Raw genomic sequence first — 14,748 nt, 5'->3', positions numbered from 1 at the left:
TTACGTCCAGAGTTCGCGTCGCACCTTGAGGTAGGTGCGGCGGGGCAGGACCGAGGCCGAGGCCCATGGCAGCCATTCCGGGATGCGCATCGGCAGGTCGGTCATGATGCGCCGGGCGCGGTCGTGGTCGCCGCCGTAGTAGAAGGCGGCTCCGAACAGGTGGCGGGCCTCGGTGGTCATCGGGTGGTCGTGGGGTGCGCTCATCCACCGGTCGGTGGCCTCGGCCAGCTCCTGGCGTACTTCGGGGCGGCCGAAGTAACTTTTCACGATCATCTCGTGGTCGTGCTGCCCGTCGTCGGCCAGCATCCGGCGTTCGGCGATCTCGAAGTGGGCCAGGGGCAGCATCGCGACCACGGGGTCACCCGTCTCGGCTGTCAGGGCGGTCTCCCTGGCGAACTCGTAGGCCTCCTCGTTCGAGCCGCGCCACTTCTCGCACAGGGTCTGGAGACGGGCGTGGCGGCCCGCCCACAAGCCGGGATCCCTGGCCTCCGTCTCCGCCCAGAACCGGTCGAGTTCGGGACGGGGCAGGCTCATGCCGAGCCCGAACCACTGGAGGCACTGCCACGGCACCGGGTCGGCCGGGGCCATCTCCGCGGCGGCGAGCAGCGGCTCCGCCGCCGTTTCGAGGACTTCGTGGAAGCCCCGCCAGGCGCCCTCGGTGACGTACTTCGCGTAGCCGCCGCCTCTGATCTCCCAGGCGTGGCTGATGCGGGCACTGCCCAGCCAGAGCAGCGCGTCGGGGTCGTCGCCGAACTTCCCGTCCAGGACGTCGAGGTGTTTCTCGACGGCCTCGCCGAGCCGCGAGATCCGCAGGGCCCGCAGGTTGTTGCGGCCACGCGCCTGCTTGATGAGCCTCAGGCCGAGGTCGAGGTTGCCTTCGGACACCCTCTCAAGCGCTTCGGCCATGGGCGGGTCGTACCAGACGTCCCCTACCTCGACACCACTCCGGCGCTCACTGCGGGACATCGCCCACCAGATCAGTCTCCCCAATACCACCGCACATACATATCGTGAGATCGTCTCTTTTGTGGTGGTTAGCGACGGCGAATTCCCCGCACTCCACTGACGGGTCGGCCTGTCCTGTGCATGGGATTGAAGTCGATCCGAGCGGAGCGAGAGCCGCCCGAGCGGAGCGAGGCCCTGCCTGGGAGCGCGAGGGGCGGAGCGCCTTCGCGAGGAGCGAAGCGACCCGGAGCGACAGCGACGCCGGGGGCGCGTCAGCGCACCGGGGGAGCGCGAGGGGGCGAAAGCCCCTTCGCAGCGGGGGGTTTCGGGGGGTCGTCCCCCCGTATATTCGAGCGATGTCGGTAGAGCGGTTGATCGAGATCGGGCGGTTGGCGGCCGTCGGGGCCGTTGCGCGGGATGACCATCGCTTCGACGACGCGCTGGGGGCGTTTCTCGGGGCGTTCGCGCAGAGTCGTGATGACGAGCCCTGGCGGGGTTCGATCGCGGAGGCCTACGCCGAGGCGCTCTACCAGAAGCATCGGATCACCGGTGAAGGCGAAGCGGGCACGTGGGATGCCAACGCTTCTCCGGCCGTTCTCCCGGCGATCCTCAGTGTCGCGTTCGCGCTGCTCTATGAGGCCACGCTCGATGACGGCATCTTCTACGCCGCGATCACCCGTGCCCGTGAGGCGGCCGAGGCGGCTGAGCCGGGTAGCGAGATGGCGGCGCACTGTCTGTCGAATCTCGCCCACATGGCGCACAGCCGACACGAGCTGACCGGTGATCAAGACGCGCTCGCGGAGGCGCTCGACGCGGCCCGGCGGTCGCTTGCCGCGTTGCCCGAAGGGCATCCCGACGCGCCCCGATTACGTCACGACTACGCCGTCATGCTGCGGAGCCGCTACCTGCGGGAAGGCGCGCCGGAGATCCTCGCCGAGAACTGCGCGCTGCTGGCGTGGGTCATCGAGGCCGTACCCGATGAACCCCTCTATCTGATCAGCTGGGCCACCTCGCTCATGGAGCGCTTCCACGTCGCCGGTGACCTCGACGACGTCCGCGCGTCGGTGGCCGCCGCCGAGAAGGCCCTGGCTGCGACTCCGCCCGAGGATCCTCGGCTGGCCTCCTATCTCAACATTCTCGCCGCGGCGATGTTCGAGCTGGGGAAGGCGGAGAACGACGTACACAAGCTGGAAAGAGGCCTCGAACACGGCAGGGCCTCCGTCGGAGCCACCCCCGAGGGCGCGCCCGAGCTGGCCCTCCACCTGAGCAACCTCGCCGCTCATCTGGGTGTCATGCGGGCTCCCGAGTCGCTCAGGGAGTCCGTCGTCGTCCTCGACAAGGCATTCGAGGCGCTTCCCGTCGGCCATCCGGCGCGGGCCGACTGTCTGGCCAGACGAGCAGAGGCTCTCTTCTCTCTGTACGACCACACCGGCGAAGCCCGCCTCCTCGGTGAGGCCGCCGCGACGGGACGCGAAGCGCTCACCCTGATCCCCGAGAACAGCCCGCTGCGAGGGCGGGTGCTCAACACGCTCAGCGTCGTCCTGCGGCAGGGGAACACCCGGGAAGCGCTGGAGGAGGCGGTCGCCGCCGCCCGGCGCGCGGTCGCCCAGCCGGGGGACGAGCCCAGCCTGGTGCTGCACCTCGACTCGCTGCGCCACTGCCTGTCCCGCTACGACGACCTCCTCGGCGGCGATCCGGCCGTGCGGCGGGAGATCGCCGAGGTCGCGCGGCGGATGGTGCTGCTCACCCCGGGCCACGCGCGCCGGCTCTCCTCCCTGTCCTGGGCGCTGCTCCAGGCGCGGGAGCTCGACGAGGCGGTGGACGTCGGGCGCGAGGCCAGCAGGCTTTCGACCGATGCCGAGATCGCGTTCCGGACCGGGAGCGCGCTGCTCGCCCGGGAGACCGAGAGCGACGCCCGGGAGGCGGTGGAGGTCCTCGGCAAGGGCGTCGCCGACGAGGGATCGGCGCCGCAGCACCGGATCGAGGCCGCTCGCGCCCTGTCCTACGCCCACTCCGGGCTCGGTGACCACGTCAACGCGCTCAAGGCCATGGACGAGGCCGTCGCGCTGTTCCCCGTCGTCGCGTCGTGGCGGCTGGCCCAGGAGGGCAGGACCCGCGCGCTCGGGAGGCACGGCGGGCTCGCCGCCGAGGCCGCGGCGGCGGCGCTCGACGCGGGGGAGCCGGGGCGCGCGGTCACCTACCTCGAACAGTCCCGGGTGCTGCTGCTCGGCGAGGCCCTGCGCATGCGCGCCGACCTGCGGGATCTGAGCGACAGCACGGTGGCGGAGTTCCTGCGCCTGCGCGACCTGTTGACCGCCGAGACGGAGGAGAGGCCCGGCCACCTTCCGCCGTTCGACTCGTCGGAGGAGCGGCTCAAGCTCTCCCGGGCGCTGGACGACCTCGTCACCGACATCCGCCGCGAGCACCCCGGGTTCCTCGCCCCACCGGACATCGACGGCCTGCTCGCCGAGGCCGCCGACGGGCCGATCGTCCTGGTCAGCGCCGCACCGTGGCGCGGTGACGCGCTCATTCTGACGCCGGGGGAGGTCAGGCACGTCCCGCTGCCGAAGCTGGCGCACGACCACGCCGAGATGTGGGCGCGGCGGCTCGACGGGGAGGTCACGCCCGGCAACGACCTGCTGCTCGACCTGCTGGAGTGGCTCTGGGACACGGTCGCCGAACCCGTGCTGGCCGCGCTCGACCCGGCTCCGGGGGCGCGGCTGTGGTGGTGTCCCGTCGGCGCGCTGGCGTCGTTGCCGCTGCACGCCGCCGGTCGTCACCGCGACGGCGGCCCGAGCGTGCAGGAGAGGGTGGTCTCGTCGTACACGGCGACGGTCCGGGCGCTCGGCCACGCGCGCACCCGCCGTCCGGGGGCGGGCGGGGCGCTCATCGTCGCCGTGCCCGGGACCGAGGGCCGGGCGCCGCTCCCGGCGGTGGTCCGGGAGCTCGCGTCCGTGACGGCCCATCTGGAGAAGGCCGGGATCTCGGTCGGCACACCCTCGCGCGCCGACGAGATCCTCGGCGCGATGCCCGCCAGCCCGGTGGTGCACGTCGCCAGCCACGCCATGGCCGACCCGGTGTCGCCGTGGGACAGCGGCATCGAACTGGCCGAATCGATGCTGACGGTCGGCGAGATCGCCCGGCTCGACCTCTCCGGCGCGGGCCTGGCCTACCTGTCGGCGTGCGAGACCGGCAGCATCCGCTTCGGCCTCGCCGACGAGGCCGTCCACCTGGCCGGGGCGTTCCAGGTGGCGGGATATCCCCAGGTCATCGGCAGCCTGTGGACGGTCCAGGACCGCATCGCCGCCAAGGTCGCCGACCAGGTGTACGCCGAGATCCTCGGCACCGGACTCGATCTCGACCGGGTTCCCCACGCACTGCACGCCGCCGTGGAGCGCCTGCGCCAGGCCAACCCGGCGACCCCGGCGCTCTGGGCGGCGTTCGTCCATCACGGCCGGTAGGAGCCCTGACCCCGCAGCGCCTGCTCGACCGCCTCCTGCACGCGCGCGTCCTCGCGCGCCTTCCGGCCCACCCGGCGGCGCCGCGACAGGACGATCACGCCGACGACCAGGGCCACGAGGAGCACGAGCAGCACGAGCTGCGTCCACGGCAGCGCCCACGCGTCGGCTGTCACCGAGACCGGCTCCAGTGACGTCGTCGCGCCGGACGCGTCGGTCATCAACGGCATGAGCACGGTCGTGGCCGCCAGCCGGAAGGCGGGGGCCACCCCGTGGACCGGCACCGACACCTCCCAGCTCTCACCCGGCAGCAGGTCCGGCGGCGCGGCGAGGTCGCCCGCGTCGGTCGCCATCCAGCCGAACGGGCCGGCCACCGACATGGACTGCTTCGCCGACAGGACCGCGTTGCCCGTGTTGTGGATCGTGTAGCTGATGGTCGCGTCGCCCGAGCCGAAGGGGTTGAAGGTCCCCGCGTAGTCCATCCGCAGGTCCTCGACGGTCAGGTTCGGCTTGAGTTCGCCGCTGACGCGGAGCTTGATGCGGATGCCGAGGCGGCGGTCGACGTTGATGCCCTGGCCCGTGGTGGCCTGGGTCAGCGAGGTCAGGATGCCGCCCACGTAGTCGCCGGGAGGGGCGTTGCTGGGGACGTTCACGGCGAAGGGGATCTTCGCGGTGGCGCCGGGGGCGATCGTAACGGAGTCCTTCCCGGCCTGGACCCAGGCGCCGATGCCGACCGACTTCTTGTCCCTGGCCAGCAGGTCGAGCTGGCCCGTGTCGGTGGTGTAGCCGTCGGAGGCGTACACGCCGAGAGTGAGGGGGGCGGTGCCGCGGTTGGCGACGACGAGGCCGTCGTCCAGGCGGGAGCCGGGGTTGATCGAGTAGGTGAAGCTGGAGCGGTCGGCGCCGAAGCTGTTGGCGTCGGTCCGGACCGTCCAGGCGACGTCGCCGTCGTCGGCGAGCGCGGGGGCGGCCGGGAACGCGAGGATCGCGCAGGCGGAGAGCAGAGCCAGGGCGGTACGGAACATTCTCGGATCCTTCGAAAAAACGGGGTGGGCACCCGGACGGGCACCCACCCCGCACCAAGGGACTAGCTGGACAGCGCGGTGATGGTCAGGGTGGCGCGGTAGCCACCGTTCTCCACGTTGCCGGGGATCTTCAGGGTCAGGTCGGCGCCGAGCTTGGCGACGCCCTTCGGGTGACCCTGCGCGGCCTCACCGAGGCCGCGCGACTTCGCGAGGCCCTGGCCGTTGTCGTCGAAACCGGACACGACCGGGTTACCGGCCTTGGCGCCGGCGCCCGCCTCCACGACCTTCGGAGCCCAGCCCAGGTAGGAACCCGAGAAGGTCTTCGCGGCGTCGGCGAAGTCGCTGACGCTGGCCGAGATCGACCAGGGGGCCTGCGAACGGCGGTTGTCCGAGACCACGATCGGGTTGATCGAACCGACGGCCTCGAAGTGGTCGCCGTTCTTCTCCTCGGCGGTGCCGAGGTTGACCAGGCCGTTGTAGCCGTCGATGGTCCAGCCGAACTCGCCCGGGGCGGCGTTCGGCACGGTGACCGCGAGGGCCTGGCCCTCACCGTTGTAGGGCTTGATCGTGACCTTGTCGACGGACGAGCCGACCGGCTTGGCGGCCGGGTCGTTGTCGCAGCTCAGGCCCTTCTCGACGGCCGCGTTCGGGGCCGCGCAGGTGCCGGAGCGGAGGTTCTCCACGACCAGCTTGTCTTCGCGGACGCCGACCTTGACGTAGGTCCGCACGTGCTCCTGGTTCTGCACCGAGTTGTACCAGAAGCTCGACGGGTTCAGCGGGTCGGGCCCGTTGCCGTTGCCGGTCGAGGGGGTGCCGTCGGGGGCGGAGATGTCGTAGTACTTCGAACCCGAGGCGGAGTTCGAGGTGACGTACAGAACCCCGCCGGGGCCGGCCTCGACCTCGGCGGCGCCGGGCTGTTCGTCGGCGTTGGCCTTCGCACCGTTCTTGATCATGTACGACCGCGAGTAGCTGTGGTCGTGACCCTGCAGCACCAGGTCGACACCGAGGTTCGAGAATGCGGTCGGGAAATCGACCCGCCGCACCTTCGCGTCCGAATCCTTGGCGTGCGCGGCGGGCGACTACATGGCGTGGTGGAAGACGAGGACCGTCCACTTCGCCTCGGCGCCGTGCTGGTTGACGACGTCGGTCACGTACTTCACGTGGGCCGCGTCGCCGCCGCCACCCTGCGAGGTGGCGTAGCTGTTGCTGTTCAGGTCGATGAACAGAACGTCCTTGTAGATGAACCAGTAGTCGCCGCCCGAGTTGTTCGAGGCGGGGTTGCCGTTGGAGTAGAGCGGCCCCGACCGGTCCGAGTTGGGAACGGTGAAGTGCTGCTCGTACGCCTTGCTGCCAACGTCGTGGTTGCCGATGGTGGCCACCCACGGGTACTGACGCAGGCCGTCGGGCGCGAGGAAGGCGTCCCACTGCGTCTCGGTGCCGGCGGTCTCGACCTGGTCGCCGCCCGAGACGAGGAGCTCGGCGTCGGGGTTGGCGGCCGTCGCGACGTTCACGGTGTCGACCCAGCCGGCCTGGTCCTTCGGCACGTCGCCGGAGGAGCCGATCTGGGGGTCACCGAAGAAGAGGAAGTCGTACTCGCCCTCGAACTTCTGCGTCTTGAAGGCGTAGGCGGTCGACCAGTTGCCGTCGGTGCCGACCCGGTACGAGTAGGCGGTCGACTCCTGGAGGTTGGTGATGGTGGCGTGCCGGTTGAACTTGCCACCCGAAACGTTGGCCCCGCCGACGGCGTCGAAGGTGGGGGCGTTGGCCGGGAACTCGCCGTTGACGACCTGCTCGGTCGGCACGACCTGCACCTTCTGTGCAATGTCGGCCGAGGAGTACCAGGTCACGGTCCGCTGGGCCTGGTCGGCGCCGACGCCCAGCACGATGCCGGTGAGCGTGGCGGCGTCCGCCGCGGCCGCGGGCACCGTGGCGCCGCCCAGGGCCACAGCGAGGCCCAGGAGTGCCGCGGTGGCGCCGGTGGCCACGCGTGTTACTAATGTCATTGCTTGTTCCTTATGTCGCAAAATATTGCACAAGCGGCAAGAATGGTGGCGGTGTGGGGTTAACCAACCCTTACGGCCTGTTTGCGTGGTTATGGACTGTTCCAGAAGGTCCGCTCGACGAACCAGATCAGCCCCATGACCGCCACACCGGCCGCGACGAGCCCGGTGGCCCATCGCCCGGCGACCGGCGAACGCCGCCGCAGCAGGCTCAGCAGCGGGAAGATCAGCGCGATGAGACCCAGCTGAACTGCCTCGATGCCGACGTTGAACACCAGGAGCGACCAGAGGAGCGTCCACGACCACGCCTCCTGGATGCCGAGCGCGCCGGCGAACCCGAGCCCGTGCACGAGCCCGAACAGGAACACCACCCCGAGCCGGGCCACTCCGGAACGATCCACGCGCTCACTGAGCAGGTGCCAGACCGCCACGACGGCGATCGACAGCGCGATGACCGGCTCCACGACGCTCGCGGGCACGCTCACGAGCCCGAGCGCGGCCAGCAGGAACGTCACCGAGTGGGCCAGCGTGAAGCTCGTCGCGACCAGCACGACCTCGCGCAGCCGCCGCGACCCGGCGATCAGCGCCAGCAGGAACAGCACGTGGTCGAGGCCGAACAGCAGATGCTCGGCGCCGAGCAGGAAGAACTCCCACGCGCGCTCGTACCAGGGCAGCGCGGTGGAGAACTCCGGGTTGGCGGCGTCGAGGGCGGCGCTGCCGGAGATCCCGCCGAGGTCGTAGGTGACGATCGTCTTGGTGTCCTTGACGAAGGTCTCGGCGTCGGGGAACAGCGCGCTGCGCACCTCGTGCTCGCCCGCCTCGGGGCAGGTCCAGTCGAGGAGCAGGGCCGCGTACGGCACGTCCTCACGGATCCCGATCGTGAAGTCTCCCGACTTCACCGGCGAGCACGGTGCGCCTTCGGCGGTGACCGCGAAGCGCCTGGTCACGTAGGCGACGGCCGAGTCGGCGTAAGCGTTGAGCGCGGCGGCCTGGGCCTCGGTGTCCCGGGCGTCGAAGGCGGCGGTGCCGTCCTTGAACAGGGGGTCGTTCTTCTCCGTGTCGGCGGTGGAGACGACGTACAGGTCGTATTCGAGCTCCAGCCTCGTCAGGACGTGACCCGCTCCACCGGAGGTGACGTCGACGTAGACCGTGGAGGTGAACCCGTGGGCGGCGGCCGGGACGGCGCAGCTCAGCAGGGTGATGGCCGCCGCGACGAGCCCGAGGGCGATCCGGCGGGCGTACTGGAACATGAGTCTCCTTACGTTGCAGGAGTGCACGTTCCTCGCCACGCGTGAACAAAAGTGGAACGAATCGCTAAATAACCGCAGAACAGCACTGACAACTACAAATCGGTAAAAACGGGATAGCAGGATGTACGGGTGTCGATCACCCTGCTCCGCACCGCCGCCCTGGCGGTCGTCCTGCTCCTGGCCGGTTGCGGCGCCGACTGGTCGCAGCCCCACCCCGAGCCCAGCGCGGTCGGCGCGCTGGGCCCGGGGTTCCTCTCGGCGTCGCCCCACCCGGAGGCGACCATCACCCCCGACCCGGGCTCCTGGACGAACGTCCGCCCGTCGGCGGACTACCGCGTCGTCCTGGTCACCCACGGCACCGACACCCCCACGAAGACGCTGGTCACAGCGGTGGAGACCTGGGCTGAGGAGGTCGACGCCGACCTGCGCACCGTCGCCATCACCGACCCCCACGACCTCGTCCCCGGCATCACCCGGGCCCTGGACCTGAAGCCCGACCTCATCGTCAGCGCGGGCAACGACCTGGTCGACCCGCTCGCGCTGGTCACCGCGAGCCACCTGTCGCAGCGGTTCCTCGTCGTCGGCGCCGAGCTGGCCGAACCCACCCACAACGTGACGTCGGTCGACTGGACGGGGGCGTCGTTCCGGGGGGAGGGGCTGGGGACGTCGTCGACGTACGACCCGGCGTCGTTCACCCCGGAACGGTGCGCGGCGGCGATCAGGGCGGGCGTGGCGGCCGTGCTCAACGGACTGACGGGGATCGTCGTGTGGCTGTGAACGCCAGGCAGACCATCCAGACGCTCCAGCCCAGGTAGCCGGCGAAGTTGGCCAGGTCGGTGCCCGGCACGTCGAGCGGGATGAGCAGCCCCGACAGGATCGCCACCGCCGACACGGCCCCGAGCGCGGTGAACCAGCGCGGCCCCTTCAGGGCCACCAGCACGAGCAGGGTCCATGCCCCGGTGAGCAGGTAGCCGAGGGTCTCGCCCAGTCCCGTACCGAGATAGGTGTGGAACACCTCGAAGACGGCCGGGTCGGCGTGAACGAGCGCGGGCACCGCGAACGGCCAGCGCAGCAGGCCGATGACCTGCACGAGCCCGGCCAGTACACCGACCTGCACCGACAGCGCGGCGGCCGGATCGTCGGGGAGGCGGCGGCCGAGCAGGACCGCCACCGGGACCATCGTGCCGGCGCCGAAGGCGAGCAGCAGGAACAGGGCGGTGATCGCCGTCTGGTCGGCGGTGAAGCGGGCGAGGATCTCGGCGGGCGGCTCGGCCAGCACGTCGGGGTAGCCGAACACGCTGCCGAGGCCGACGAAGGCCAGGTTGGCGGCGACGACGCCCGCTATCAGGATCGATCTCATGGGGGACTCCTCGGGAGAACTCTGAACGATGTTTAAAGTAAACATCGTTCAGAGTTTTTTGGGAAGAGGCTAGGGTCGCCCTGTGACGCGAGGACCCCGGCGCTCCGTGCATCCCGACGCCGTTCTCGACGCGGCCCTGGAGCTGGTCGACGAAGGCGCGTTCACCATGCGCGCGCTGGCCACCCGGGTCGGGCTCACCCCCGGCGCGCTCTACACCTACTTCCCCGACCGCGCCGCCATCGTGACCGCCATCGCCGACCGGCTGCTCGCCGAGGCCGACCTGTCGCTCCTCGACGACTCCGCGGAACCGCCCCACCGGCGCATCGAGAACTACGCCCTCGCGCTGCGCGAGGTCCTGCTCGCCCATCCCGCCGCCGTCCCCGCCATCCTCGGCGCCGCCTTCAACGGGCCGATAGCTCTGCGGGTGGGCGAGTCGCTGCTGAGGGTGCTGCCGGACGCCCGTGCCACTTACACCGTGATGGTGTACGTCTTGGGCGCCATCGCCCTGGAGGCCGCCGACCGGGTGACCGGCGCGCCGGTGTCGTTCGAGATCGATCCGGCCGAGTTTCCGCTCACCTATGCCGAATTGGGGACGATCGCCGAATACAACTCGGTCGGCCAGTTTCAGTGGGGATTGCACCGGGTTCTGGCCGGGTTGAGCTGAATTATTTCCGACATTATTGGTCGATGTCGGCATATTGCGGGCGCATTGATCGACCATTGCGTGTCCGTGGGACGCCCTTTAGTATTGGCGCGGGGACGGGGAAGAGGATTTCTTTTTCGGGGGCCGCATTATGCATTCTTCTGTTGTCGGAAGACGTACCGAAAAAGAAATCCAGGAGGGGGCCTGATGCCCGAGTTCGGCGAAACTCCAGGGGGCCGCCTGCCGGGCCCGACCGGTCTCGGCACCACCGCACTCCGGCTCCCTGTCATCGATCCGGCCGAGACTCCGATTTCCCCCGACGGCCACCAAGAACCGGCACCTTCGCTCGATCCGACTTCGGTCGTCCGCCGTTTCAGTACGACCCCGCTGCCCTATCGCGAAAGGGAATGGGGCGACGGAAGTCACCCGCCGCTCTACATTCCCGAGACGGTCCGCGTCAACGAACCGCTCGCCGAAGAGGTCAACCGCCGCCTGGTCGCCTGGGCCGAGGGCATCGGCCTCCACGAGGGCCGCATCGAGACCTTCCGCGACGCCGGCTTCGGCCGCTTGGCGACCCTCGCCCACGCCGACACCGACGAACCCGACCAGATCCTGATCTCCGCCCAGATGAACGCCGCCTGGTGGGCCGCCGACGACTACTACGCCGACGAGACCGACCTGGGCGCCACCCCGACCGAGCTGCCGCCGCGGCTGGCCCTGGTCACCTCGGCGATGGACCCGCCGCCACCGGCCGGTTCCTACACCGCGCAGCTCGAAGAGGCGATCACCGCCGACCCGGTCCTGGTCGCCCTGCGGTCGGCCACCGCCCACCTCAGCCGCCATGCCACCCCGTCCCAGGTGATGCGGGTGTGCAACATCACCTCGCAGATGTTCGTGAGCTGGACCGCCTACGCCGCCTGGCGCTATTTCGAGGCGCCCCCACCGGTGTGGCGCTATCTGGCCGCCCGGCAGCACGACAGCTTCTACACGTCGATGGTCCTCATCGACATCGTGGGCGAATACGCGCTGCCCGCCGACCTTTTCGCCGACCGGCGGTTCCACACGGCGCTCATGCAGGCCGGGACCGCCAGCGTCATCGTCAACGACCTCTATTCGGCGGAGAAGGAGGCCGCCGACGAACTGCCCGACTCCAATGTGGTGCTGCTCATCGCCGCAGAGGAGAAATGCTCGATCCGCGAGGCCACCGAACGCGCCGTTGCCCTCCACAACGACTTCGTCCGGGGTTTCGAGGCCAGCCAGAGGTCATTGGCCGCCGTCCCCTCCACGGAACTCCAGCGGTTCCTGCGCGGCGCCCAGGCCTGGATGGCCGGATGTCTCGAATGGCACGGCTCCAGCGAACGCTATAGATAGCGAAAGGAATTTCGTTCGGTGACCATCACCCAAAGCGATTACCAGCGCTCCGTGGCTGATTACTGGAACACCGAGAAGAACCCGGTCAATCTCCGGCTGGGTGAGGTCGACGGCATCTATCACCACCACTACGGCATCGGTGACGTCGACAATTCGGTCCTGGAGGGGCCGGCGGAGACCCGCGAAGAGCGCATGACCAGGGAGCTCCACCGGCTGGAGTCGGCGCAGTCCGACTTCCTGCTCAGCCACCTGGGCGACATCAAGCCCCATCACCGCCTCCTCGACGCCGGTTCGGGCCGCGGCGGCTCGTCCCTGGTCGCCAATCTGCGCTACGGCTGCCACGTCGACGGCATCTCCATCTCCGAATCCCAGGTCGAGTTCGCCAACGAACAGGCGAAGATCCGCGGCGTCGACGACCGGGTGCGCTTCCACGAGCGCAACATGCTCGACACCGGCTTCGAGACGGGCTCCTACCAGGCGATCTGGAACAACGAGAGCACCATGTACGTCGAGCTGGCCCTGCTCTTCAAGGAACACGCGCGCCAGCTGGCACGCGGAGGCCGCTACGTGACGATCACCGGGTGCTACAACGACGCCTACGGCCTGCCGTCCAAGGCGATCAGCCAGATCAACGCCCACTACATCTGCGACATCCATCCGCGAAGTCAGTACTTCCGGGAGATGGCCAACAACCGGCTGGTCCCCGTGAGCGTCGTCGACCTCACGGCCGCGACCATCCCCTACTGGGAGCTGCGGGCCAAGTCCCACCTGGTGACGGGCATCGAGTCGGCGTTCCTCGACGCCTACCGCAACGGCAGCTTCCAATACCTGCTGATCGCCGCCGACCGCGTCTGACCGTAAGACCACGAGGGCTCCGGATCCCCCTGCCGGAGCCCTTAGTGTTTCCGGGATGAACACCGGGGACACCTGGCGTGAGGTCCGCCGCCACCTCAACGCGAACCGCCACGACCTGGCGAGGCGGGCCGACCTGCTCTACCCGCACCTGCCCCGGGTGGGCTCCACCCGCCTGCTGACCAGGCAGGCGTGGGCCCTCCCCGAGCCCCTCGACCTGCACCGCGTCGTCCTCCACTGGACCGGCGAACCGGTCGCACCCGTTTTCGAGGTCCCCGGCGACCAGACCTACGCCGAGGCGATGACCGCCTACGACAAGCCGAAACTCTTCGAGAACCGCACCTGCTACCGCCTGCTCGACGTGACCTGGCCGGAACTGACCTTCACGCGAGGCATGTACTTCGACGCGGTCAACGTGGGGGAGGCGGCGGCCCACGAGTTCGCGGCCGGGGAACCGGGCCTGCCGATCCGTGCTCTGGTGGTCGACCCGACCGACCTTTCGGCGCGGCCCGCGCATCCGGCCATCTCCATGTTGACGTTGCGCCATGACCGGGAGACCGGCGAGACGACGTTCGTGCTGCACTGGCGGGATCCCGCGCTCGTCGCGCACGGTGGCGGGCTATTCCAGGTCATGCCCGTCGGGGTTTTCCAGCCCTCGGAGGAGACCCCGGACGCCGAGAAGGCCGATTTCGACCTGTGGAAGTGCGTGGTCCGCGAGTACGCGGAGGAGTTCCTCGGCAGGTCGGAGCACTACGGTTCGGGATTCGACTACGAGTCGTGGCCGCTCTACCGGTCGCTGACCGACGCCCGCGAACGGGGCGATCTGCGCTGTCTCGTCCTGGGCGTCGGGGTCGACCCGCTCAGCTTCGCGACCGACATCCTCGCCGTCACCGTCTTCGAGGCGTCGGTGTTCGACGAACTCTTCGGCGCGATGACCGGCGACAACGACGAGGGCCGGGCCACCCAGGGTGTCCCGTTCGACGAGGAGTCGGTCCGCCGGTATGTCACCGGCGAGCCCATGCAGGCCGCGGGTGCGGCCGTGCTCGAACTCGCGTGGCGGCACCTCAAGGCGGGGTAGTCACGCCCCGGCGGGTGGGAACACCACGCGGATCGTCAGCACGAGGTGCTGCGTGTTCTTGGTCACGCTCTGGAAGGTGACATCGAACGACGGACCGAGTTTGCGCAGGACGGAGGCCACCTGCGCCGCGCCGCTCATCTCGCGCAGCGCTTCGGAGCTCACGTCGAGGTCGAGCGAGTGCTCTTCGAGCACGTTGCCGGGGAAGCGGCGCTGCTTGATGAGGCTGCGCACGACCGGGTCGTTGTGGATCCCCTCGCGACGGGCGTGCTCGGCTGCGGCGTCCGTGGCGGGGTCGGCGCCGCGCCAGGTCCACGAGGCCTTGATCGACTGGGCGACCCGCCGCATCGACTCGCTGGCGCCGTTCACCGAGGCGGTGACGGCCTTGGTGCTGAGATTGAGCGTGCCGCCGGTCTTGCCGTCTTCGGTGACCTCGCGGAGCTCGCCGACCTCCAGGCGGGTCGCGCCGAGCATCTGGCAGATCTCCGCGACGAGGTTGAACTTGGCCACCGCGATGCGTTCGTAGGCCTGTGTCGCCTCGACGTAGGTGTCGGCGTCCCAGTGGTTGCGGATCAGGAAGGCTCCCGGCTGGAGCGCGTCTTCGATCGACCGGAGTTCCGCGTCCTGGTCGAGCGGGGCTCGCAGCGGTACGGGCACGACGGTGGTGAACGGATCGGTGAGAAGCTCCGGCGCCACCGTCCTGGCCCGGTTGTAGTCGTCGCGGTGGAGAACGACGATCTTCTTCTTCAGCCGGGGGGAGTCCGGCACG

Annotated in this window: 13 protein-coding genes; 6 read left to right on the top strand and 7 right to left on the bottom strand. The window is 69.6% G+C overall.

Annotated elements, in window-relative coordinates:
- Positions 1-906, bottom strand: coding sequence for a hypothetical protein (locus ACYQ78_RS34805; protein ID WP_459805218.1), 906 nt, complete (start codon positions 904-906; stop codon positions 1-3).
- Between the two features lie 395 nt (positions 907-1,301).
- On the opposite strand from ACYQ78_RS34805, the gene ACYQ78_RS34800 reads away from it, so the two are divergent.
- Positions 1,302-4,406 carry a CHAT domain-containing protein gene (locus ACYQ78_RS34800; RefSeq protein ID WP_459805217.1) on the top strand — a complete coding sequence of 1,035 codons (3,105 nt, stop codon included), beginning with the start codon at positions 1,302-1,304 and terminating at the stop codon, positions 4,404-4,406.
- Here ACYQ78_RS34800 and ACYQ78_RS34795 read toward each other — a convergent pair.
- The 4 genes from ACYQ78_RS34795 to ACYQ78_RS34780 form a co-directional block, all read right to left on the bottom strand.
- Positions 4,394-5,428 carry a COG1470 family protein gene (locus tag ACYQ78_RS34795; protein WP_459805216.1) on the bottom strand — a complete coding sequence of 345 codons (1,035 nt, stop codon included), beginning with the start codon at positions 5,426-5,428 and terminating at the stop codon, positions 4,394-4,396. The two genes, ACYQ78_RS34800 and ACYQ78_RS34795, sit on opposite strands and share 13 nt — an antisense overlap.
- 62 nt (positions 5,429-5,490) lie before the next feature.
- A complete protein-coding gene (locus tag ACYQ78_RS34790) occupies positions 5,491-6,471 on the bottom strand; it encodes a hypothetical protein (RefSeq protein ID WP_459805215.1) in 981 nt (326 codons plus the stop codon).
- 36 nt (positions 6,472-6,507) lie between these two features.
- Positions 6,508-7,431, bottom strand: a complete 924-nt coding sequence (locus tag ACYQ78_RS34785; protein ID WP_459805214.1) for a purple acid phosphatase family protein — start codon at positions 7,429-7,431, stop codon at positions 6,508-6,510.
- A gap of 89 nt (positions 7,432-7,520) precedes the next feature.
- Positions 7,521-8,678: a HupE/UreJ family protein gene (locus ACYQ78_RS34780; RefSeq protein WP_459805213.1), complete on the bottom strand. Its 1,158-nt coding sequence runs from the start codon at positions 8,676-8,678 to the stop codon at positions 7,521-7,523.
- 129 nt (positions 8,679-8,807) lie between these two features.
- On the opposite strand from ACYQ78_RS34780, the gene ACYQ78_RS34775 reads away from it, so the two are divergent.
- On the top strand, positions 8,808-9,455 hold the full coding sequence (locus tag ACYQ78_RS34775) for a hypothetical protein (protein WP_459805212.1): 648 nt from the start codon (positions 8,808-8,810) through the stop codon (positions 9,453-9,455).
- Here ACYQ78_RS34775 and ACYQ78_RS34770 read toward each other — a convergent pair.
- Positions 9,421-10,038 carry a DUF4386 family protein gene (locus tag ACYQ78_RS34770; RefSeq protein WP_459805211.1) on the bottom strand — a complete coding sequence of 206 codons (618 nt, stop codon included), beginning with the start codon at positions 10,036-10,038 and terminating at the stop codon, positions 9,421-9,423. The two genes, ACYQ78_RS34775 and ACYQ78_RS34770, sit on opposite strands and share 35 nt — an antisense overlap.
- 82 nt (positions 10,039-10,120) lie before the next feature.
- Between ACYQ78_RS34770 and ACYQ78_RS34765 the strand changes: the two genes are divergently transcribed.
- The 4 genes from ACYQ78_RS34765 (at position 10,121) to ACYQ78_RS34750 (ending at position 13,982) form a co-directional block, all read left to right on the top strand.
- Positions 10,121-10,702 (top strand): TetR/AcrR family transcriptional regulator, encoded by a 582-nt coding sequence (locus ACYQ78_RS34765; RefSeq protein WP_459805210.1) that lies wholly within the window; start codon positions 10,121-10,123, stop codon positions 10,700-10,702.
- A gap of 186 nt (positions 10,703-10,888) precedes the next feature.
- The gene (locus ACYQ78_RS34760; RefSeq protein WP_459805209.1) at positions 10,889-12,052 is read left to right on the top strand and encodes a family 2 encapsulin nanocompartment cargo protein terpene cyclase; all 1,164 of its coding nucleotides are present in this window, start codon (positions 10,889-10,891) and stop codon (positions 12,050-12,052) included.
- Between the two features lie 18 nt (positions 12,053-12,070).
- Positions 12,071-12,907, top strand: a complete 837-nt coding sequence (locus ACYQ78_RS34755) for a geranyl diphosphate 2-C-methyltransferase (RefSeq protein ID WP_459805208.1) — start codon at positions 12,071-12,073, stop codon at positions 12,905-12,907.
- Positions 12,908-12,962: 55 nt separating this feature from the next.
- A complete protein-coding gene (locus ACYQ78_RS34750) occupies positions 12,963-13,982 on the top strand; it encodes a hypothetical protein (RefSeq protein ID WP_459805207.1) in 1,020 nt (339 codons plus the stop codon).
- On the opposite strand, the gene ACYQ78_RS34745 is transcribed toward ACYQ78_RS34750, so the two are convergent.
- Entirely contained in the window at positions 13,983-14,747 is a 765-nt protein-coding gene (locus ACYQ78_RS34745; RefSeq protein ID WP_459805206.1) for a hypothetical protein, read from the bottom strand.
- Between the last annotated feature and the right edge of the window lies 1 nt (position 14,748).

The sequence above is a fragment of the Herbidospora sp. RD11066 genome, assembly GCF_054661255.1.
Note: the sequence above shows the minus strand (reverse complement) of the source record. Positions and strands in the feature narration are given on the sequence as shown.

Coding starts and splice junctions, on each gene's coding strand:
- ACYQ78_RS34805 (WP_459805218.1), bottom strand. CDS start 906: ATGGCCGAAGCGCTTGAGAGGGTGTCCGAAGGCAACCTCGACCTCGGC.
- ACYQ78_RS34800 (WP_459805217.1), top strand. CDS start 1,302: ATGTCGGTAGAGCGGTTGATCGAGATCGGGCGGTTGGCGGCCGTCGGG.
- ACYQ78_RS34795 (WP_459805216.1), bottom strand. CDS start 5,428: ATGTTCCGTACCGCCCTGGCTCTGCTCTCCGCCTGCGCGATCCTCGCG.
- ACYQ78_RS34785 (WP_459805214.1), bottom strand. CDS start 7,431: ATGACATTAGTAACACGCGTGGCCACCGGCGCCACCGCGGCACTCCTG.
- ACYQ78_RS34780 (WP_459805213.1), bottom strand. CDS start 8,678: ATGTTCCAGTACGCCCGCCGGATCGCCCTCGGGCTCGTCGCGGCGGCC.
- ACYQ78_RS34770 (WP_459805211.1), bottom strand. CDS start 10,038: ATGAGATCGATCCTGATAGCGGGCGTCGTCGCCGCCAACCTGGCCTTC.
- ACYQ78_RS34760 (WP_459805209.1), top strand. CDS start 10,889: ATGCCCGAGTTCGGCGAAACTCCAGGGGGCCGCCTGCCGGGCCCGACC.
- ACYQ78_RS34750 (WP_459805207.1), top strand. CDS start 12,963: ATGAACACCGGGGACACCTGGCGTGAGGTCCGCCGCCACCTCAACGCG.